This window comes from Thiomonas sp. (assembly GCF_054608695.1).
Genome location: NZ_JBTRXV010000046.1, coordinates 1 through 20,537, shown reverse-complemented (window position 1 = coordinate 20,537; position 20,537 = coordinate 1). Strand labels below are relative to the sequence as shown.

Here is a 20,537-nt window from a genome sequence, read left to right as displayed (position 1 = left end):
ACCATGCTGAGCCCTACCCGCGCCGCGCTCGACCCGATCGAGACCGCCAGCCGCGATGCCATCGCTGCGCTGCAACTGCAGCGCCTTCAATGGTCGCTGCGTCACGCCTACGGCAACGTGCCGCATTACCGCCGCGCTTTCGACGCCGGCGGCGTGCATCCTGACGATCTCAAGTCGCTGGAAGACTTGGCCAAGTTTCCTTTCACAGGCAAGTCGGACCTGCGCGACAACTACCCCTTCGGCATGTTCGCCGTACCGCGCGAGCAGATCGTGCGGGTGCATGCCTCGTCGGGCACCACGGGCAAGCCCACGGTCGTGGGCTACACCCGGCGCGACATCGACACCTGGGCCGATCTGGTGGCGCGCTCCATCCGCGCCGCCGGCGGCAAGCCCGGCGACATGGTGCACGTGGCCTACGGCTACGGCCTGTTCACCGGCGGGCTGGGGGCGCACTACGGCGCCGAAAGACTGGGCTGCACCGTGGTGCCGGTGTCGGGCGGGCAGACGGAAAAGCAGGTGCAACTGATCTGCGACTTCAAGCCCGACATCATCATGGTCACACCCAGCTATATGCAGGTGATCATCGAGGAGTTCGCGCGGCAGGGGTTGGACGCGCGCAAATGCTCCCTGCGTGTCGGGATTTTCGGCGCCGAGCCGTGGACCGAGGCGATGCGCAAGGAAATCGAATCCAAGACCAGTCTCAAGGCCGTGGACATTTACGGCCTCAGCGAGGTGATGGGCCCCGGCGTGGCTTGCGAATGCGTCGATACCCAGGACGGCCCGGTGATCTGGGAAGACCATTTCTATCCCGAGATCATCGATCCGGTCACCGGCAAAGTGCTGCCCGACGGCAGCGACGGCGAACTGGTTTTCACCACGCTGACCAAGGAAGGACTGCCCATCATTCGCTACCGCACCCGCGACCTGACGCGCTTGCTGCCGCCCACGGCAAGGGCGTTCCGTCGCATGGGCAAGCTCGTCGGGCGCAGCGACGACATGCTCATCGTGCGCGGCGTCAATGTGTTCCCGACCCAGATCGAGGAAATCGTGCTGCAGCACGACAAGCTCTCCGGCCAGTACCAGATCCACCTCAGCCGTGACGGCCACCTGGACAAGGTCGAGGTGCATTGTGAATTCCAGCCGACGCTGGGTTATGTACCCGATGCCGAACGCCAGCAGGTCGCCGACTGGGTGCAGCACCGCATCAAGATCCTGGTGGGCATCTCCACCCATGTCTGCGTGCTGCCGCCTGATTCGATCGAGCGCACCCTGGTCGGCAAGGCCAGGCGGGTGATCGATCACCGCCCCAAGAATTCCTGACCGCGACACCCTCGGATTGATTCCGCACAAGGAGCCTGCACCATGTACACCCAAGCCATGGATCTGATGCCGAAGGGCTCAGACCAGCCGTCCGCACCCCGCTCGGCCACCGAGCAGCAGTTGCTCGAGCGTTTCGACGCCCGCATCGACGACGGTGGTTTCATCGAGCCCAAGGACTGGATGCCCGAGCATTACCGCCAAACGCTGATCCGCCAGATCAGCCAACACGCCCACTCGGAAGTCGTCGGCATGCTGCCCGAGGGCAACTGGATCGCGCGTGCGCCCACCCTCAAGCGCAAGGCCATCTTGCTGGCCAAGGTGCAGGACGAAGGTGGGCATGGTCTCTACCTCTATGCCGCTGCGGAAACCCTGGGGGTATCGCGCGACGCCATGATCGCCGCGCTGCACGAGGGCAAGGCCAAATACAGCTCGATCTTCAACTATCCGACGCTGACCTGGGCCGACATCGGCGTGATCGGCTGGCTGGTCGACGGCGCCGCCATCATGAATCAGGTGCCGCTGTGCCGCTGTTCGTATGCGCCGTACGCGCGGGCGATGATCCGCATCTGTCGTGAGGAGAGCTTCCACCAGCGCCAGGGCTTCGATGCCTTGCTGACCATGATGCGCGGCGGCACCGAGCAACAGCGCGAGATGGTGCAGGACGCGGTCAACCGCTGGTGGTGGCCCAGCTTGATGATGTTCGGCCCGCCCGACGACGCCAGCACCCACAGTGCGCAGAGCATGCGCTGGGGCATCAAGCGCATGTCCAACGACGATCTGCGACAGAAATTCGTCGACGCCACCGTCGGGCAGGCCAAGGTGCTCGATGTGCGGATGCCCGACCCGGATCTGCGCTGGAACGAGGAGCGGCAGCACTACGACTTCGGCACCATCGACTGGGACGAGTTCTGGCGCGTCGTTGGCGGCAACGGGCCCTGCAACCGCGAGCGGCTGGCTGACCGCCTGCAGGCCTGGGAGGACGGCGCCTGGGTGCGCGAGGCCGCGTTAGCCCATGCCGCCAAAAGCCAGGCTGCACAGTGCAAGGCCGCCTGATTTGTCATTCCCCATCGGAGAAGAACCATGAGTGATCACACAATCCCATCCGCCGACGCCGGCAACCCGAGCCAGGAATGGCCGTTGTGGGAAGTGTTCGTGCGAAGCAAGGCCGGGCTGGACCACAAGCACAGCGGCAGCCTGCACGCGCCCGACGCCAAACTTGCGCTGGAAATGGCGCGCGACGTCTACACCCGCAGGCAGGAAGGCACCAGCATCTGGGTGGTGCGATCCGACCAGATCGTCGCCAGCGACCCAGGCGACAAGGACATGTATTTCGATCCGATGGAAGACAAGGTGTACCGCCACCCCACCTTCTACAAGCTTCCCGACGAAGTCAATCAGATGTGAGGCGCATGCCATGCAAGCATCGATCATCGTCAGCAACACACCTGCCGTGCAATACCTGCTGCGTCTGGGCGACACCTGCCTGGTCCACGCTCAGCGCCTGTCCGAGTGGTGCGGCCATGCGCCCATCCTCGAGGAGGACATCGCGCTGGCCAATATTGCGCTCGACCTCATCGGCCAGGCACGCGGCGTGCTGACCCGTGCGGGTCAGCTCGACGGCCAGTGCTTCGACGAAGACCAACTGGCCTTCCTGCGTAACGAGCGCGATTACCTCAACCCAACGCTGGTGGAACTGCCGCGCGGGGATTTTGCCGTCACCACGGTGCGCAACCTGATGGTCGCAGCGCTGCTGGAACTGGTGTGGGATCGCCTGGGTACATCCAGCGATCCCGAACTGGTTGCGATCGCCGGCAAGGCCGTGAAGGAGGCGCGCTATCACCACACCCATGCCTTTGACTGGCTGGTGCGCCTGGGCGATGGCACCGAGGAATCGCGCCGCCGCATCGCCTGCGCGCTCGACAGACTCTGGCCTTACACGCGTGAACTGTTCGAATCTGACGCCGTGGACGATGCCGCAGCAGCATCGGGTCTGGGGCCGCGTTGGGCTGACTTGCGCGGACCCTGGCTGGCGGCGATGCACGCCGCGCTGGACGAGGCCGGCCTCGCTGCCCCTGACGACATGCCCTTCCTCAGCTCGGGTCGCAGCGGCATCCATAGCGAACACATGGGCCACATGCTCGCCGAGATGCAGTCTTTGCAACGCAGCTTTCCCGGGGGCTCGTGGTGAGTGAGTTTCACCCCCCCGAGGTGAGTACGCTCAGTGCCGCTCGCGAATCCCGCGCCTGGGCTGTGTTGCAGACGGTCGCGGACCCCGAGGTGCCGGTGTTGTCGGTTTGCGATCTGGGCATGGTTCGGGCAGTCGCCGAGGCTGTGGACGGGGCGCTCGAAGTTGTGCTCACGCCCACCTATTCCGGCTGTCCGGCCACCGAGATGATCGAACGCAACGTGATCGACGCGCTCGACGCCGCGGGCCTTGGCCCCGCGCGCGTGTCCCTGCAGCGTGCGCCTGCGTGGAGCAGCGACTGGATCAGCGTCGACGGGCTGCGCAAGCTGCGCGAATACGGCATCGCCCCACCTGCGCATTGGGTGGGCGAGACGAGCGCAGATGCAGAAGTGCCGATCCGCTTTCATCGCCTTCGTCCACAATGCCTGGTCTGCCCGCAGTGTGGCAGCAGCGACACCGAACAGATCTCGGCCTTTGGCTCCACCGCCTGCAAGGCCTTGTGGCGCTGCAAAGCTTGTGGTGAACCGTTCGAATATTTCAAGCCCATCTGAAAGTCTCGTTCCCATGGACACCCGTTTCTATCCGCTGCGCGTGCGCGCCGTCGAACCCGACACCGAGGAGGCGATGATCGTCAGCTTCGACGTGCCCGACGAACTCGCCGACCGTTTCGCCTTCACCCAGGGCCAGTATCTCAACTTGCGCACCCATATCGATGGCAAGGAAGTGCGCCGCTCCTACTCAGTCTGCGCCGGTGTGGACGACGCCGTGTTGCGCATCGGCGTGCGCAAGGTGCGTGGCGGCTTGCTTTCCAACTGGATCGCCGAACGACTGCATGCCGGCGACAGTATTGAGATCATGCCGCCGCAGGGGCGGTTTTACGTGCCCATCGACCCGGCATCCAAGCGCCATTACCTGGGCATCGCCGGCGGCAGCGGCATCACGCCGGTGCTGTCCATCATGAAAACCGTGCTGGCACGTGAGCCGGACAGTCGTTTCACCCTGCTTTACGGCAACCGCGGCCTCAAGTCCACCATGTTCAAGGAGGAACTGGAGGATCTGAAAAACCGCTTCCTGGCTCGTCTGGAAATTCACCATGTATTTTCCGATGAGCACATCGAGTCACCACTGCATCACGGCCTGCTCAACCGTGCCAAGGTCGAGGAATTCCTCGCTCGCTTGATCCGGTCGCAGAGCATCGACCATGCTTTTATTTGCGGTCCCTATCAGATGAACGACGAGGCCGAGGCTGCCCTGCTGCAGGCCGGCGTGGTGCCCGAGCGCATCCATATCGAGCGTTTCGGTCTACCGCAGGGCAAGGCAGACGCGGGGGCGGTCATGCACGCCACCATGGCGCAGGATGCTGCCCAAAGCCATGTCACCATCGTTCGCGATGGCCAACGTCACGAGGTGGAATTTCGCAAGGGCGATCCCAGCGTGCTCGACGTGGCGATTGCGGCCGGCATGGATCTGCCGTTTTCCTGCACTTCCGGCGTGTGCGGCACCTGCCGTGCGCGGCTGCTGCAGGGCCGGGTGCGCATGGACCGTCATTTCGCGCTGGAAAAGGCCGATCTCGATGCGGGATTCATCCTCACCTGCCAGGCCCACCCGCTGACCGAGCGGGTCGAAATCTCTTTCGACGAGCGCTGAACGATGGCCCGCGGACGCGCTGCTAGCTACGACGATCAACGAGCCACCATCCTGGCGCACGCCGCCCGACTGTTCGCGCGCCAGGGCTACGCGGCCACCTCGATGAACCAGGTGGCAGATGCCTGCGGCCTATCCAAGGCCGCGCTCTATCACTATTTCCGGGACAAGTACGCGCTGCTCACGCACATTGCCGAAACCCACGTACGGTTATTGCTCGCCGTGACGCAGGAGGTCGAGGCGGCGTGTCCGCAGCCGCAGCAGCGTTTGCAGGCCCTGATCGAGCGATTCGTGCAGGAATATGCAAGCGCCCAGGACGCGCACCGCGTGCTGACCGAAGACGTGCGTTTCCTCGACGCGCCGGATCGCGATCGGATTCTCGGCATCGAACGCGAAGTCGTCGCGCACTTCGCCCAGGCCATTTCGGCGGTGCGCCCCGAGCTGCGGGCCAGTGCCCTGGACAAGCCGCTGTCCATGCTGCTGTTCGGCATGATCAACTGGCTTTTCACCTGGTTCAAACCCGGCCAACCGTTGGACTATTCCACGCTCGCTCCGCTGGTGGCCGATCTTTTTCTCAACGGCATGCGCGGATTGCATGTCACCGAACAACAACCTGACGACGGAGCCCTGATCGATGTCTCATGAACGCCAAGCCTGGATCGTCGACGGCGTGCGCACACCCTTTGGCCGCTACGGCGGTGCATTGGCCGCAGTTCGCGCCGACGATCTCGGCGCGATGCCGATTCGCACGCTGATCGAACGACACGCGGCAATCGATTGGAACACTGTCGACGAGGTGTATTACGGTTGCGCGAACCAGGCCGGGGAGGACAACCGCAATGTCGCGCGCATGGTGGCATTGCTTTCCGGGCTGCCGGTCGATGTGCCGGGTTGCACCCTCAACCGCCTGTGCGGCTCAGGCCTCGAGGCGGTGGCCCAAGCGGCGCGCGCCATCCGTTGCGGCGAGGCCGATCTGGTCATCGCCGGCGGCGTGGAAAGCATGTCGCGCGCGCCCTTCGTGATGGGCAAGGCCGAGACGGCGTTTTCGCGCAGCGCCAAGATCGAAGACACCACCATCGGCTGGCGCTTCGTCAATCCCCAAATGCAGGCCGCTTACGGGATCGACTCCATGCCCGAGACGGCGGAGAACGTCGCCACCGACTTCGGCGTCTCGCGCGACGACCAGGACGCCTTCGCGCTGCGCTCGCAGCAGCGTTGCAAGGCGGCGCAGGACGCCGGCTTTTTCGCCGGGGAGATCGCGCCGGTGAGCGTGCCGCGTGGCAAGGGGGCCCCGGCACTGGTGGCGCAGGACGAGCACCCCCGTGCCGAGACGACGCTCGAACAACTGCGCAAGCTCAAAGGCGTCATCAGGGCGGATGGCAGCGTCACCGCTGGCAATGCCTCGGGCGTCAACGACGGTGCCTGCGCTCTTCTCATTGCCTCCGACGAGGCCGTGCGTCGCTGGGGCCTGACGCCGCGGGCGCGGGTGGTCGGAGCCAGCAGCGCCGGTGTGGCGCCGCGCATCATGGGAATGGGCCCGGTGCCGGCCACGCAAAAGCTGTTGACGCGCCTCGGCTGGACTCTAGATGCGCTCGATGCCATCGAACTCAACGAGGCCTTCGCCGCGCAGGCTCTAGCCGTGCTAAGGCAACTCGGCCTGCGCGATGACGATCCGCGCGTCAACCCCAACGGCGGCGCAATCGCCTTGGGGCATCCGCTGGGCGCATCGGGCGCACGCCTCGTGCTCACGGCCCTGCGTCAGACCGAGCGGATGGGTGGAAAACATGCGCTCGCCACCATGTGTGTGGGCGTTGGCCAAGGCTGCGCACTGGCGTTGGAACGGCCCTGAACACTCCAGTCCCTCAGCTCAATTTCGGTACACGATCACCCATGAACGCTCCCGTTTTACAAAGCCATCTCGCCGGACAGTGGTTCGGTCATGCTTCCGCAGAGGTGCTATGCGACGCATCAACAGGCGTCGCGGTTGCGCACACCCATGCCGAACGTCCCGATTTCGCCGCAGCCTTGCGCCACGGCCGCAGCGTCGGGGTGCGTGGTCTTCTTGCGCTCGATTTCCAGGAACGTGCGCAGCGGCTCAGGGCGCTCGCCAAATTGCTGACCGAACACAAGGAGGAGTTGTACCGCTGGTCAGCTTGCACCGGAGCCACGCGGTCCGACGGCTGGATCGATATTGAAGGCGGCATCGGCACCCTGTTTGCTTACGCCGCCATGGGCAGCAACGAATTGCCCAGTGGCAATGTGCTGCACGAAGGTCCAGTGGTGCCGCTGGGCAAGAAAGGCCATTTCGTCGGCAGTCACATCCTGGTGCCGCGCGAGGGGGTTGCGTTGCACATCAATGCGTTCAATTTCCCGGTGTGGGGTTTGCTGGAAAAGTTCGCGCCCAGCTTTCTCGCCGGCATGCCCTGCATCGCCAAGCCGGCCACCAGCACCTCGTATCTCACCGAGGCGCTGGTGCGGCTGATGCTGAAGTGGGGTGGTCTGCCCGAAGGAAGCCTGCAGCTCGTCATCGGCTCCACCGGGGATCTGCTCGACCGTCTGGACGGGCAAGACGTGGTGACGTTCACCGGTTCGGCTGCTACCGCGGCCAAGCTGCGCGCCAACCCCAACTTGATCGCGCGGGGCGTGCCCTTCAACGCCGAGGCGGATTCGCTCAACAGCGCCATCCTGGCGCCCGACGTAGGCACCGAGCATGCCGAGTTCGACCTGTTCGCCGATGAGGTGGTGCGTGAGATGCGCGTCAAGTCGGGGCAGAAATGCACGGCGATCCGTCGCGTGCTCGTGCCCCGCAAACATCTCGATGCCATGCAACAGCTCCTGCGCGACAAACTGGCTGCCCTGGTCGTGGGCGATCCACGGCATGAAGGCGTGCACATGGGTCCGCTCGCCAACAAGGCCCAGCAGGCCGACGTGCAGGCGCAACTGGGCAAGTTGCGGGAGGTTTGCAGTACGGTTTTTGAGGGCGGTTTGAACGGTCAGTTTCTGGCGGACGATGCCGACACCGGGGCATTCGCCGCGCCGATGCTGTTGCTGTGTGAACGCCCCTTCGAAGTGAGCGCTGTGCACGAGGTCGAGGTATTCGGTCCGGTCAGCACCCTGCTGCCCTATGACGATCTGGATGAAGCCCTGGCGCTGGCCGCGCGGGGGCAGGGCAGTCTGGTGGCCACGCTGGCCACGCGCGATCTGGCCACTGCTGCGTATGCGGTGCGCCGCGCCGCGGTGCATCACGGCCGAGTGCTGGTGCTCGACGCTGAGGCGGCAGCCGAATCCACCGGCCATGGCTCACCCTTGCCGCAGCTCAAGCATGGCGGCCCGGGGCGCGCGGGCGGCGGTGAGGAGCTCGGCGGCATGCGGGCCGTGGTCCACTACCTGCAGCGTGCGGCGGTGCAAGGTTCGCCGACGATGGTGGCTGCGGTGGTGGGCGAATACGTCCGTGGCGCGCGTCGCATTGAAACCGAAGTCCATCCTTTTAGGCGGCATTTCGAAGACCTGCAGATCGGCGCGTCGCTGCTCACGCACCGGCGTACTGTGACCGAGGCGGACATCGTCGCCTTCGGCGGCATTTCGGGCGACTACTTCTACATGCATTTCGACGCGATCGCTGCAGCCCAGTCACCGTTCGGGCAGCGCATCGCCCACGGCTATTTCGTCCTGTCTGCCGCGGCGGGCCTGTTCGTCTCGCCCGCGCCCGGCCCGGTTCTTGCCAACTACGGGCTGGACACGTTGCGCTTTGTCAAGCCGGTCCGCATCGGCGACACCATCCAGGCCCGCCTGACCTGCAAGCGCAAGATCGACCGGCACAAGACTGATGCCCAGGGTCGCGGCCAAGGCGTCGTGGCCTGGGACGTGGAAGTGCGCAATCAGGACGACGAATTGGTTGCGAGTTACGACATCCTGACACTGGTGGCCAAGCTTGAACGCGCCTAGAACCCTGGGACTGCAGGGCTGCTCACCCCCCGGGCTGGGGCACCGGCGAACCCAGGCGGCGCGACAGCATCTGGGCGAAACTGCGCAGAGTCCTGGCCAATGGGCCGTCGGGAAGGGGATCGAACAGGACGGTCGGTCCGATGACGGTCAAGCTCATTGCGATCCTGCCGCGTACGTCGAACACCGGGGCGGCCATTGCGCTGATGCCGGGCAGCGTGCTGTCGATGCCCAGACTCACCCCTTGCGCACGCACTTGCGCCAGCTCCGCCTCGAATGTTGGCTGCAGCGACCTTTGCGCCGGCTGCACGGGATGTCCTTCGGACGCCAGCGCCTGCAGCACCATCTCGCGGCTCTGAAATGCCGCGAACGCCTTGCCGGTGGCGGTGTTGCGCAAGCTCGCCACGGTGCCGGGCCGCATATGCACGTGCACATCGCTGGGCGCTTCTTCGATGCGCACGATGGTCGGCCCGCGGTTGCCCCACAGCGCAATCGCCGCAGTGTGACCTGTGGCCTGCGCCAGATCGACCAGCAGCGGCGTGGCCAAGCGTACCGGGTCGTACTGTTGCAGGCTGATCAGTCCGAGTTGCAGGGCCAGCGGTCCCAGGCCGTAGCGGCCGGTCGCATCCTGCTCGATCAGGCCGAGCTTGCCATAACTCACCAGATAGGGATGGGCCTTGCCGGGCGCCATGCCAGCTTCTTGCGCCAAGTCTTTGAGCGCCAAGGGCCGCCCCAAATGCACCAGGGCCAGCAGCAAGCGCCCACCGACCTCGACACTCTGGATGCCACGCGGGCCGCGGATGCCACCGTCTTCGTTCAGGGTGGAAGTCATGTTCGGGGTTTGTGCCTATGCTAATGATTTAGTTATTGACTAAGCTGCTTTCTACAAAACATTGCAATTGATCTGGGCTTCGTTGTCCATCCGGAGACTCCCCATGCAGAAAGCCTTTGCCTCGCAGGCCGATCTTGAAGACAAGAAGGTCAGTTTCAGCCAGTTGTCCGAGCATGCCTGGGCCTACACGGCCGAGGGCGATCCAAACACCGGCGTGGTGATCGGCGATGACGCAGTGATGGTGATCGACACCCAGGCCACGCCTGCCATGGCGCAGGATGTGATCCACCGCATCCGGCAAATCACCGACAAGCCGATCCGCTACGTGGTGTTGAGCCACTACCACGCGGTACGCGTGCTCGGTGCCAGCGCCTACGGCGCCGAACACATCATTGCCAGCCAGGACACCTACGAGCTGATCCGCGAGCGCGGCGAACAGGACAAGGCCAGCGAGATCGGCCGTTTTCCGCGGCTGTTCCGTGCGGTTGAGTCGATTCCGCAGGGCCTGACCTGGCCGAGCATCACGTTCAGGCAGGACATGACCTTGTGGCTGGGCAAACTGGAAGTCCGCATCAGCCAGCCCGGGCGCGGTCACACCAAGGGTGACACCATTGTCTGGCTGCCGCAGGAACGCACGCTGTTTTCGGGTGATCTGGTCGAGTACAACGCCACTCCCTACGCGGGAGACGCGTATTTTCAGGACTGGCCTCATACCCTGGACAAGCTCGCCGCGCTGGACCCGCTGCAACTCGTGCCAGGGCGCGGTGATGCGCTGTGTGGACGCGAGCATGTTCAGGCTGGTTTGCAAGGAACGCGCGCCTTCGTGCAGGAACTGTTCGAAGCCGTTCGCGCGGGCGCGCAGGCCAACCGCGACATGCATCAGATCTACCGGCAGGTCTACGACAAGCTCAAGGCCCAATATGGTCATTGGGTCATCTTCGATCACTGCATGCCATTCGATGTCTCGCGGGCGTACGACGAAGCCACCACTTACCCAGATCCGCGCATCTGGACCGACGAGCGCGATGTGCAGATGTGGAAATCCCTCGAAGCCTGATTTGCAAGGTCATGGCTTCCACCTATACCTATCCCCGCTACACGCCCCGGCTTCCTCCCCAGGTGCAGCCCGGTGGTGGTGCAGCGAAAGCGCCGCTGGTGGTCGTGGGTGCCGGGCCCATCGGCCTTGCTGCGGCGGTCGATGCGGCCCAGCGTGGCCTCGACGTTGTCTTGCTCGATGACGACGACACCGTCAGCGTCGGCTCGCGCGGTCTGTGCTACGCCCAACGCACGCTCGACATCCTCGACCGCCTCGGTGTCGGCGAGCAGGTGGTGGGCAAAGGCGTGACCTGGAACACCGGGCGCGTGTTCCATCATGACCGCGAGGTCTACCACTTCGATCTTCTGCCCGCCGCCGGCCATCACCGGCCGGGCATGGTCAACCTGCAGCAGTATTACCTCGAAGACTATCTGGTCGAGCGCGCGCGTGAGTTGCCGAACATCGCGCTGTGCTGGAAGAGCAGGGTTGTCGCCGTGCACGCCGGGGCCGATGGCGCCGAGGTCGAGGTGCAATCGCCCATGGGCGACTATTCCTTGCACGCCGATTGGCTGATCGTCGCCGATGGCGCACGCAGCCCGTTGCGCAAGCTGCTCGGCCTCGATGCCGAGGGCAAGGTGTTCCACGACCAGTTTCTCATCGCCGATGTGTCGATGGACGCGTTCTTTCCGGCAGAACGCTGGTTCTGGTTCGATCCGCCTTTCCACCCCGGTCAATCGGTGTTGCTGCACCGCCAGGCCGACGACGTCTGGCGCATCGATTTTCAGCTCGGCTGGAACATCGACCCCGAAGCGGAGAAGCAGCCTGAACGGGTGATTCCCCGTATCCGCGCCATGCTTGACCAGCAGGGCTATCACGACCTGCAGTTCGCGCTCGAATGGGTCAGCGTCTACACCTTCCAGTGCCGGCGCATGCAGAATTTCCGTCACGGCCGCGTGCTGTTCGCCGGAGACGCGGCACACCAGGTTTCGCCATTCGGCGCGCGCGGCGCGAATTCCGGCATCCAGGACGTCGACAACCTGATCTGGAAGCTCGATCTGGTGATGGGCGGCCAGGCTCCCGAAGCCCTGCTCGACAGCTACGACGCCGAGCGCACCCGCGCGGCGGACGAGAACATCCTCAACTCCACCCGCTCGACCGATTTCATCACACCCAAATCGGCGGTGGCGCAGCGCTACCGCGACGCCACGCTGCAACTCGCCGAGCGCCACGATTTCGCGCGCATGCTGGTCAACTCCGGGCGCCTGTCGACACCGACGCATCTGTGGGATTCGAGCCTCAACACCCCCGACCGTGACCGCTTCGACTGCCTGCTGCGCCCCGGTTCACCGATGGAGGACGCGCCGATCGAACGCGACGGCCAGCCTGCCTGGCTGCTGCAGGAAGTGGGCGGCGCGTTCACCCTGCTGCTGTTCACCGACCGTCCCGAAACCCTGGACGATGCGGCCGCCGCGTGCGACGAACTGGCGCGAGGCCCCATTCCCTTGCGCAGCATCGTCGTCGCCGAGCAGCCCGGCAACCTGCCTGGAATGACGGTCCTGCATGATGGGCAGCACCTGGCGGCGCAGCGCTACGACGCGCAGGAGGGAACCGCCTACCTGATCCGCCCGGACCAGCATATCGCCGCGCGCTGGCGGCGGCTGGACGCTGCTTCCGTTCGTGCCGCGCTTGCCCGCGCTTGCGGCCGCTGACCCGGGACATGCGATGAAACTCATCCTCAGCCCTCACTTCCACGACACCGCCCAGGCCGGCCCCTATGGCCATATGGCGGCCGATGCCTTTTACGCCGAACTGCTCCAAACGCACGAGGGGTTGAGCGCGCCGCAAAGCGCCCTGCTCGATGCCAGACTCGTGCTGCTGTTGGCCAACCACATCGGCAACCTGAGCGTCCTGCGTGCAGCTTTGCAAGCGGCATGCGAAGGCATCACACCAACAGATGTTCCCATGCGAACTGCAGACGCGGGGTGTGAGCGATCAGGACGTGCAAGCGCGTCACGATGAATTTGGCGCCAAGGTGGCTGGATGTCACGCCGTGACACTGGGTACCGCTGTGATTTGAAGTATTTGTAACTTCAAAAAGGAAGGGGAGACAACCATGCAACACTCGAAAATCGTCCTGGCAGCAGTCATCGGCCTCATGACCACAGCCAGCGCCTGGGCCGACATCAAGGTCGGTGTGGTGCTATCGACGACCGGTCCGGCCGCATCGCTGGGAATTCCTGAGAAAAAGACAGTCGAGTTGTTCCCCAAGGAAATCGCAGGACAAAAAGTCGAATACATTTTTCAAGACGACCGTTCCGATCCGACGGAAGCGGTCAAGGTCACCAAGAAACTCATTGATGAAGACAAGGTCGATGTGGTGATCGGTGCGTCGACCACACCTAGCTCCCTAGCCATGATCAATGTGGTGGGCGAAGCCAAGGTGCCGAATGTTTCCATTGCCTCTGGACGCAATGTTGTTTTCCCAGTCGAAGGCAATCGAAAATGGGTGTTTAACTCAGTGCAAACGACTGGTTTGATGGCTCGCAGAACCATTCAATATATGCTGCAGAGTAAGATAAAAACGGTTGGATTCATCGGGTTTGATAATGCCTTGGGAGAAGACTGGTGGAATAATTTCTCCAAGGATGCAAAGTCCGCGGGCATTGATATCGTGGCCAACGAACGTTTCGACCCCACTGCCACATCGGTGACCGGGCAAATCCTTCACATCATGGCGGCCAAACCACAGGCTGTGCTGATCGCAGCCTCTGGAACGCCGGCAGCACTGCCAGAGCGCGGGTTCAAGCAGGTTGGCTATAAGGGCCAGATTTTCCAGACCCACGGTGTTGCTAACCCTGACTTTCTGAGGGTATGTGGAGCTGATTGCAATGGCACGATCTTGTCGGTTTCGCCTGGGGTGGTGGCCGCCCAACTTCCGGCCGATAGCCCAATCAAGCAATCGACGATGAAGTACGCGCAAACCTATGAAGGTGCATACGGCAGAAATACCTTATCTCAATTCAGTGCGGGCGCATGGGATGTTGGTGTTTTGCTGGAGCACGCCATTCCAATCGCGCTCAAAAAAGCCCAGCCGTCCAATCTGGTCGAATTTCGCGCCGCGCTGCGTGATGCGCTTGAGGGCCTCAAGGATATTGCCGGTGCTCAGGGCATCTACAACATGAGTCCATCGAATCACAACGGCCTCGACGACCGCGCCGTGGTCATGGTGAAAATCGAGAATCATTCCTGGAAGCTGCTGAAATAAGCAACATTCTCAAACGGGGGCGTGAGCATGCAGCCCTAATCTTGGCGGTGCGATGGCCTGAATTCCAGGTCGTCGCAGCTTGTTTCGCAGTAGCTTGATTCATTCACGACTTTACAACGGAGACAATCATGCAATATTCGAAACTTGTTGTAGCAGCAGCCTTTGGTCTGATGACCACTGCCAGTGCCTGGGCCGACATCAAGGTCGGCGTGGTGCTTTCAGGCACAGGCCCTGCGGCCTCGCTCGGCATTCCGGAGAAAAAGACCGTCGAGCTGTTCCCCAAGGAAATCGCCGGTCAGAAGATGGATTACATCTTCCTGGACGACGGCTCCGATCCCACCGCGGCGGTCAAAGCCACCAAGAAACTCATCGACGAAGACAAGGTCGATGTGGTCATCGGCTCGTCGATCACGCCCAATTCGCTGGCTATGGTCGATGTGGTCGGCGGGGCCAAGGTGCCGAATATTTCGCTCGCTGCCGGGCGCAACATCGTGTTCCCGGTCGAGGGCAACCGTCAGTGGGTGTTCAACACTCCGCAGACTACAGGTTTGATGGCGCGTGCCATCGTGAAGAACCTCGTGCAGAACAAGGTCAAGACCGTGGCCTTCATCGGGTTTGACGACGCTTATGGCGAAGACTGGTGGAACAACTTCTCCAAGGACGCCAAAGCGGCGGGGATCGACATCGTCGCCAACGAACGCTACAACCGTACCGCCACTTCCGTGACCGGGCAAGTTCTTCATATCACTGCTGCCAAACCGCAGGCTGTGCTGATCGCCGCCTCCGGAACGCCGGCCGCCTTGCCCGAACGCGCCTTAAAGCAGGTGGGCTTCAAGGGCCAGATCTACCAGACCCACGGCGTGGGCAATCCCGACTTTTTGCGCGTCTGCGGTGCCGACTGCAACGGCACCATCCTCCCGATATCGCCCGGAGTCGTGGCTGCCCAGCTTCCGGCCGACAGTCCGATCAAGCAATCGGCCATGAAGTATGCACAGACCTATGAAGCTGCATACGGCAAGAACACGCTGTCGCAGTTCAGTGCCAATGCCTGGGATGCTGGCGTGCTGCTCGAACATGCCATTCCCGTGGCGCTGAAAAAGGCCCAGCCGTCCAATTTGGTCGAGTTCCGCGCAGCGTTGCGTGATGCGATCGAGAGCTTGAAGGACGTGGCCGGCGCCGACGGCATCTACAGCATGAGCCCGGCCAATCACAACGGCCTCGACGATCGCGCTGTGGCGATGGTGCAGATCGAGAACGGCACCTGGAAGATGCTGAAGTAAGCCAGATGTCCTCCTCAGGGCATCATGGCTCGCCCGGCGCAGCACGCGCCGGGCGAGCTCCTTCTCCGACTTTCGGCGCGACCATATGAACCTCGACATCGCCCTGTACCTGGGGCAAAACGGCGTGACCCTGGGCGCCATCTACGCACTGCTGGCACTGGCGCTGGTATTGGTGTTCTCCGTCACCCGGGTCATTTTCATTCCGCAAGGGGAGATCATGACCTTCGGTGCCATGTCGTTGGTGGCCATCCACGCCGGCAGCGCGCCCAAGCTGGTGTGGCTTGTCGTGGTGCTGGGAATTCTGGCGGCATTTGCCGACGGCTGGCAGGCGCTGCGAATGAGGCGCGGAACCAGTCTGCCACGGGTTTTGGTCGTCAACCTGTTATGGCCGCTGTTGGCGCTACTCGCGGCCTATGCGTTGCCGCTACAGGCCATCGGTTACGTCGGGCAGATCGCATTGGCCCTGTTCATCACCGTGCCACTCGGACCGCTGCTGTACCGCCTGGTCTACCAACCGGCGGCACAGGCCTCGGTGCTGACGCTGCTGTTGTTGTCCGTGGCGCTGCACATCGCCCTCACCAGCCTAGGGCTCTACCTGTTCGGCCCCGAGGGCTCGCGCGTTCCGGCCTTCACTGACGGCAGCTTCAACTTCGCCGGCCTGCCGGTGGACTACCAGACCCTATGGATCATCGGCTTGTCCATCGTTTTGATGCTGGCGCTGTTCGGGTTTTTCAATTTCACCCTCTATGGCAAAGCGTTGCGCGCCACCGCCGTCAACCGTACCGGCGCGCAACTCATGGGCATCTCCACCGCCTTCGCCGGCAAGACCGCGTTCACCTTGGCGGCACTGATCGGTGCACTCTCGGGCATTCTGATCGCCTCGACCACCATCATCTATTACGACTCGGGTTTCGTCATCGGCCTCAAGGGCTTCGTGGCTGCCATCATTGGTGGCTTGTCGAGCTATCCGGCGGCGGCGGCCGGCTCCATCTTCGTCGGGCTGGTCGAGTCTTTCTCGTCGTTCTGGGCCAGTGCCTACAAGGACGTCATCGTGTTCGCTCTGATCATCCCGGTGCTGCTGTGGCGCTCGCTCGGCTCCCACGCGGTGGAGGACGAGGAATGATGCGCCGCCACTGGCCCCCGGCGCTATTGGTCATCGCGCTGATGGCTGCTCCCTGGGTCCTCGGCAGCTATGGGCTGACCCTGCTGAACTACATCGGCCTGGCCACCGTCGTGGTGCTGGGACTCGTCCTGCTCACCGGTGTGGGGGGGCTGGTCAGCTTCGGCCAGGCTGCATTCGTCGGCATGGGGGCCTACACCACAGCCTATCTGTCCACCGTGATGCACATCGATCCCTGGCTGGGTCTCGCCGCCGCCTTGGTGCTCACCACCATCGCCGCGCTCGTCCTGGGCTGGGTCACGCTGCGCATGAGCGGGCATTACCTGCCGCTGTCCACCCTGGCCTGGGGTTTGAGCATCTACCTCGTGTTCGGCAACATTCAGGCCATCGGCGGGCAGACCGGCATCACCGGCATTCCGAGCCTCAGCCTGTTTGGCTGGCGTATTGAGTCCGCACGCCAGTTCTATTACCTGATCTGGTTCGTGGTGCTGGCTATCGTCTGGACCGTGCACAACATGCTCGATTCGCGCGAAGGCCGCGCGATGCGCGCGCTCAAGGGCGGGGCGCTGATGGCCGAAGCCATGGGCATCAACACCACCTGGTTCAAGACCATCCTGTTCGTGCTCGCGGCGCAATACGCGTGTGTGTCGGGCTGGCTTTATGCCCACATGCAGCGTTTCGTCAATCCCACGCCGTTTTCGCTCGGGCAAGGCATCGAATACCTATTCATGGGTGTGGTGGGTGGCATTGCCGAACTGTGGGGTGCAGTGCTTGGCTCGGGGCTGTTCTCCCTGCTGCGTCAGTGGCTGCAGGATGTGCTGCCGGCCCTTCTCGGCCACAGCGGCAGTTTCGAGGGGCTGGTGTTCGGCGTGCTGATGATCCTGATCCTGCAGCGCGCACCCGAAGGCCTGTGGCCCAGGGTTAGGCAGGTTTGGTCGCGTTGGCAGGCCACGGAACATCATCGCCAAGTTCGCGTCCAGGCGCAGGCGCTACCGGCCAGGCCCAAGCCGCCCAAAGGCCAGGCCGTGCTCGAGGTGCAGCAGGTCACCAAGCGCTTTGGCGGCCTGCTCGCCAATAACGCCATCAGCTTCGAGGTGCGCGCAGGCGAGATCCTGGCGCTGATCGGCCCCAATGGGGCGGGCAAGAGCACCTTGTTCAATTGCATCTCCGCGGTCAACCGGCTCACCGAAGGTCAGGTGCGCTTCCTGGCGCGGCGCATCGACCGGGCCGACTCACGCGCGGTGGCTGCAATGGGCATGAGCCGCACCTTCCAGCACGTGCGGTTGCTGCCGCACATGAGCGTGCTGGACAACGTGGCGCTGGGCGCGCACCTGCGTGGCCACCACAGCTTCGTTGCCTCGGCCTGGCGGCTGGATCGCCCGCAAGAAGGTCGCATCCTGGCCACTGCCTGGCAACAGCTCGAACGCTGCGGGCTTGCCGAGCAGGCCAACCTGCCTGCAGGGAGTTTGCCGCTGGGGCAACAGCGCATCGTCGAGATCGCCCGCGCTTTGGCCACCGATCCCAGCTTGCTGCTACTCGACGAGCCGGCCGCAGGCCTGCGCTACCTGGAGAAGCGCAACCTGGCGCAATTGCTGGACAAACTTCGAGCCGAAGGTTTGGCCGTTCTGCTGGTCGAGCACGATCTGGAATTCGTCATGGGACTGGCCGATCGCGTGGTCGTGATGGACTTCGGTGAAAAGATCGCCGAGGGTCTGCCGCAAGACATCCAGAAACACCCGGCTGTGATCGAGGCCTACCTCGGTGGCGTGGAGGATCCGGCATGAGTGCCAATCTGTTGGAAATTGACGGTCTGAGCGTGAGCTATGGCAAGGTTCATGCCGTGCGCGAGGTCAGTATGCGGGTGCCGGTGGGCAAGATTGTCACGGTCATCGGCCCCAACGGCGCGGGCAAGACGACTTTGCTCATGGCCATCATGGGCCTATTGCCAGGAAAAGGAGAGATCGTCTTCGATGGCCACGCCTGCCACCGCGCAGAACCGCAGCGCCGGGTCGAGATGGGCATGGGGTTGGTGACGGAAAAGCGCGACCTGTTCGGCTCAATGAGCGTGGAAGACAACCTCGTGCTGGGATCTTTTCGCAACCGCCGCGAGGGCAAGGCCGCGCGGCTGCGCGAACTCGAGCGTGTCTACGGCCTGTTTCCGCGTCTGAAGGAGCGCAGGTCGCAGTTGGCGCAAACCCTCTCGGGTGGTGAGCGACAGATGCTGGCACTGGGACGCGCGCTCATGGCCAAGCCGCGCTTGCTGCTGCTGGACGAACCCAGCCTGGGGTTGGCTCCGCGCATCGTGCGCGAGGTACTGCATGCCGTGGCGCAGTTGCGCGACGCGGGTATCAGCGTTTTGCTCATCGAACAAAACGCCCGCGCTGCACTGCAGACTGCAGACGAAGGCTATGTGCTGGAACTCGGTGAGGTGGTGCTGCGGGGTCCGACCTCGCAACTTCTGCACGACCCGATGGTCGAGTCCACCTATATGGGCATGCTCAAGGAATGAACAGGGACCGGTGACCAGGATTTCAGAGCCCCAAATGGTTGCAGCCAATCTTTCCCGTCGCGGTGAAGATTTTCACTGACTTGAAAAGATCATAGGCATCGATTGAGATAAGGAGATTTTTCATGCTGGTCAGGAAAATTCATCATGTGGCTTATCGCTGCCGGGACGCGCTGGAGACTGCGCGCTGGTATGAAAAACATCTGGGCATGAAACTGGTGCTGTCGATTGCCGAGGACGAGGTGCCATCGACCAAGGAGCCCGATCCCTACATGCACATCTTTCTCGATGCGGGAAACGGCAATATCCTCGCCTTTTTCGAGCTGCCGACCCATCCTGGGATGGGACGTGACCCGAACACCCCCGTCTGGACACAGCATCTGGCGCTGGAAGTGGGCTCGATGGACGACCTGCTCGCGGCCAAGGCGCGGCTCGAAACGGCTGGTATCGCGGTGATCGGTCCGACCGATCACGCGCTGTTCCAGTCGATCTACTTTTTCGATCCCAACGGGCACCGTCTGGAACTGGCCTTCAACACAGCCAGCCCAAAAATGTTCGCCGCGCTCGACGAGGTGAAGTGGGACATGCTCAACGAATGGGCGCAGACCAGGAAAGCGCCAAAGCACGCGGCCTGGCTGCACAACGGGCGCCACAAGGAGATGTTCCGGTGAAACTGGCCACACTCAAGCAAGGGGGGCGGGACGGCACGCTGGTTGTGGCCAGCCATTGCCTCGCCTTGTGTCAGCCCGTACCCGACATCGCCCCCACGCTGCAGGCCGCGCTCGACGATTGGAACGCCTGCGAACCCAGGCTGCGCGAGGTCGATGCGTCGTTGAACAATGGCCATGCCTGCCCTGCCGTCGCCGGGAAGTGGGAAGTCCCTTCGTATATTCAACCAATGGCATTTCAATGGAATGAACGCCCCCTCCCACCGCCACACATGGCCGTCGTTGTGCCGAAGTGTTGGTGCGAGATCTTTCGCCTGAATCCTTGAAGGAGCGCTCATCATGCAAGTCACGACGGTTGGCATCGATTTGGCAAAGCTGGTGTTTCAGATCCATGGTGTGAATGCGCATGGCAAGACCGTTTTGCGCAAGGCGTTGCAGCGCAAACAGGTTGCGGAGTTTTTCGCCGGCCTTCCGCCGTGCCTCATTGAACAACTGCTGGATCAGCAATACGCGCACCATCACTGCAGTTGGAAACGGCGGCCGCCCTCCGCGCTCCCGGCTCGGCCTCGGCGCCGCCGCCTCAACCTCGGCAACCAGCGCGTCGAAATCCACATGCTCTTCAAGCTTGCGCAGCACGTCCCCCCAAGCTTGTCGAGCCGCGCTTCGCGCTCCTGATCGGCCAACAGACTGATCTTGATCATCTCATGGCTCTCACAACGTCGGCATCAGCGACATCTTG

At 63.2% G+C, this 20,537-nt stretch carries 20 protein-coding genes and 1 pseudogene; 20 read left to right on the top strand and 1 reads right to left on the bottom strand.

Annotated features, from left to right (window positions below; genetic code table 11):
- The first annotated feature begins 3 nt into the window (after nucleotides 1-3).
- From paaK to paaZ, 9 genes are read left to right on the top strand one after another with little or no spacing between them, the layout of a single operon-like run.
- Nucleotides 4-1,320 carry a phenylacetate--CoA ligase PaaK gene (gene paaK / locus ACYCUK_RS14625; protein WP_461595442.1) on the top strand — a complete coding sequence of 439 codons (1,317 nt, stop codon included), beginning with the start codon at nucleotides 4-6 and terminating at the stop codon, nucleotides 1,318-1,320.
- A gap of 42 nt (nucleotides 1,321-1,362) precedes the next feature.
- Nucleotides 1,363-2,373, top strand: a complete 1,011-nt coding sequence (gene paaA / locus ACYCUK_RS14620) for a 1,2-phenylacetyl-CoA epoxidase subunit PaaA (protein WP_461595441.1) — start codon at nucleotides 1,363-1,365, stop codon at nucleotides 2,371-2,373.
- Nucleotides 2,374-2,400: 27 nt separating this feature from the next.
- Entirely contained in the window at nucleotides 2,401-2,724 is a 324-nt protein-coding gene (gene paaB / locus ACYCUK_RS14615; RefSeq protein ID WP_461595440.1) for a 1,2-phenylacetyl-CoA epoxidase subunit PaaB, read from the top strand.
- Nucleotides 2,725-2,734: 10 nt separating this feature from the next.
- Nucleotides 2,735-3,508: a 1,2-phenylacetyl-CoA epoxidase subunit PaaC gene (gene paaC / locus ACYCUK_RS14610; RefSeq protein ID WP_461595439.1), complete on the top strand. Its 774-nt coding sequence runs from the start codon at nucleotides 2,735-2,737 to the stop codon at nucleotides 3,506-3,508.
- 20 nt (nucleotides 3,509-3,528) lie between these two features.
- Nucleotides 3,529-4,056 (top strand): 1,2-phenylacetyl-CoA epoxidase subunit PaaD, encoded by a 528-nt coding sequence (gene paaD / locus ACYCUK_RS14605; protein ID WP_461595438.1) that lies wholly within the window; start codon nucleotides 3,529-3,531, stop codon nucleotides 4,054-4,056.
- Nucleotides 4,057-4,069: 13 nt separating this feature from the next.
- Entirely contained in the window at nucleotides 4,070-5,152 is a 1,083-nt protein-coding gene (paaE, locus tag ACYCUK_RS14600) for a 1,2-phenylacetyl-CoA epoxidase subunit PaaE (protein WP_461595437.1), read from the top strand.
- Between the two features lie 3 nt (nucleotides 5,153-5,155).
- Complete coding sequence (locus ACYCUK_RS14595; protein WP_461595436.1) at nucleotides 5,156-5,794, top strand: TetR/AcrR family transcriptional regulator; 639 nt, start codon at nucleotides 5,156-5,158, stop codon at nucleotides 5,792-5,794.
- Nucleotides 5,784-6,998 carry a 3-oxoadipyl-CoA thiolase gene (pcaF, locus tag ACYCUK_RS14590; RefSeq protein WP_461595435.1) on the top strand — a complete coding sequence of 405 codons (1,215 nt, stop codon included), beginning with the start codon at nucleotides 5,784-5,786 and terminating at the stop codon, nucleotides 6,996-6,998. Before ACYCUK_RS14595 ends, pcaF begins: the two co-directional genes overlap by 11 nt.
- A 41-nt stretch (nucleotides 6,999-7,039) precedes the next feature.
- A complete protein-coding gene (gene paaZ / locus ACYCUK_RS14585) occupies nucleotides 7,040-9,094 on the top strand; it encodes a phenylacetic acid degradation bifunctional protein PaaZ (protein WP_461595434.1) in 2,055 nt (684 codons plus the stop codon).
- A 22-nt stretch (nucleotides 9,095-9,116) separates the two neighbouring features.
- Here the strand turns inward: paaZ and ACYCUK_RS14580 are convergent, their stop codons facing one another.
- On the bottom strand, nucleotides 9,117-9,923 hold the full coding sequence (locus ACYCUK_RS14580; RefSeq protein ID WP_461595433.1) for an IclR family transcriptional regulator: 807 nt from the start codon (nucleotides 9,921-9,923) through the stop codon (nucleotides 9,117-9,119).
- 103 nt (nucleotides 9,924-10,026) lie between these two features.
- Between ACYCUK_RS14580 and ACYCUK_RS14575 the strand changes: the two genes are divergently transcribed.
- The 11 genes and pseudogenes from ACYCUK_RS14575 to ACYCUK_RS14525 all read left to right on the top strand — a co-directional run.
- On the top strand, nucleotides 10,027-10,980 hold the full coding sequence (locus tag ACYCUK_RS14575; RefSeq protein WP_461595432.1) for an MBL fold metallo-hydrolase: 954 nt from the start codon (nucleotides 10,027-10,029) through the stop codon (nucleotides 10,978-10,980).
- Between the two features lie 11 nt (nucleotides 10,981-10,991).
- The gene (locus ACYCUK_RS14570; RefSeq protein WP_461595431.1) at nucleotides 10,992-12,668 is read left to right on the top strand and encodes an FAD-dependent oxidoreductase; all 1,677 of its coding nucleotides are present in this window, start codon (nucleotides 10,992-10,994) and stop codon (nucleotides 12,666-12,668) included.
- Nucleotides 12,669-12,681: 13 nt separating this feature from the next.
- Nucleotides 12,682-12,978: a DUF2783 domain-containing protein gene (locus ACYCUK_RS14565; RefSeq protein ID WP_461595430.1), complete on the top strand. Its 297-nt coding sequence runs from the start codon at nucleotides 12,682-12,684 to the stop codon at nucleotides 12,976-12,978.
- A 94-nt stretch (nucleotides 12,979-13,072) separates the two neighbouring features.
- Complete coding sequence (locus ACYCUK_RS14560; RefSeq protein ID WP_461595429.1) at nucleotides 13,073-14,224, top strand: ABC transporter substrate-binding protein; 1,152 nt, start codon at nucleotides 13,073-13,075, stop codon at nucleotides 14,222-14,224.
- A gap of 128 nt (nucleotides 14,225-14,352) precedes the next feature.
- A complete protein-coding gene (locus tag ACYCUK_RS14555) occupies nucleotides 14,353-15,504 on the top strand; it encodes an ABC transporter substrate-binding protein (protein ID WP_461595428.1) in 1,152 nt (383 codons plus the stop codon).
- 85 nt (nucleotides 15,505-15,589) lie between these two features.
- Nucleotides 15,590-16,627, top strand: coding sequence for a branched-chain amino acid ABC transporter permease (locus ACYCUK_RS14550; protein ID WP_461595427.1), 1,038 nt, complete (start codon nucleotides 15,590-15,592; stop codon nucleotides 16,625-16,627).
- Nucleotides 16,627-18,408 carry a branched-chain amino acid ABC transporter ATP-binding protein/permease gene (locus ACYCUK_RS14545; protein WP_461595454.1) on the top strand — a complete coding sequence of 594 codons (1,782 nt, stop codon included), beginning with the start codon at nucleotides 16,627-16,629 and terminating at the stop codon, nucleotides 18,406-18,408. The genes ACYCUK_RS14550 and ACYCUK_RS14545 overlap by 1 nt, the downstream gene beginning before the upstream one ends.
- Complete coding sequence (locus tag ACYCUK_RS14540; RefSeq protein WP_461595426.1) at nucleotides 18,405-19,133, top strand: ABC transporter ATP-binding protein; 729 nt, start codon at nucleotides 18,405-18,407, stop codon at nucleotides 19,131-19,133. Before ACYCUK_RS14545 ends, ACYCUK_RS14540 begins: the two co-directional genes overlap by 4 nt.
- 122 nt (nucleotides 19,134-19,255) lie before the next feature.
- Entirely contained in the window at nucleotides 19,256-19,801 is a 546-nt protein-coding gene (locus ACYCUK_RS14535; RefSeq protein WP_461595425.1) for a VOC family protein, read from the top strand.
- Nucleotides 19,798-20,124 (top strand): hypothetical protein, encoded by a 327-nt coding sequence (locus ACYCUK_RS14530; RefSeq protein WP_461595424.1) that lies wholly within the window; start codon nucleotides 19,798-19,800, stop codon nucleotides 20,122-20,124. The genes ACYCUK_RS14535 and ACYCUK_RS14530 overlap by 4 nt, the downstream gene beginning before the upstream one ends.
- Before the next feature lie 13 nt (nucleotides 20,125-20,137).
- Nucleotides 20,138-20,284 (top strand): annotated as a pseudogene (locus ACYCUK_RS14525) (IS110 family transposase); the annotation flags it as partial.
- Between the last annotated feature and the right edge of the window lie 253 nt (nucleotides 20,285-20,537).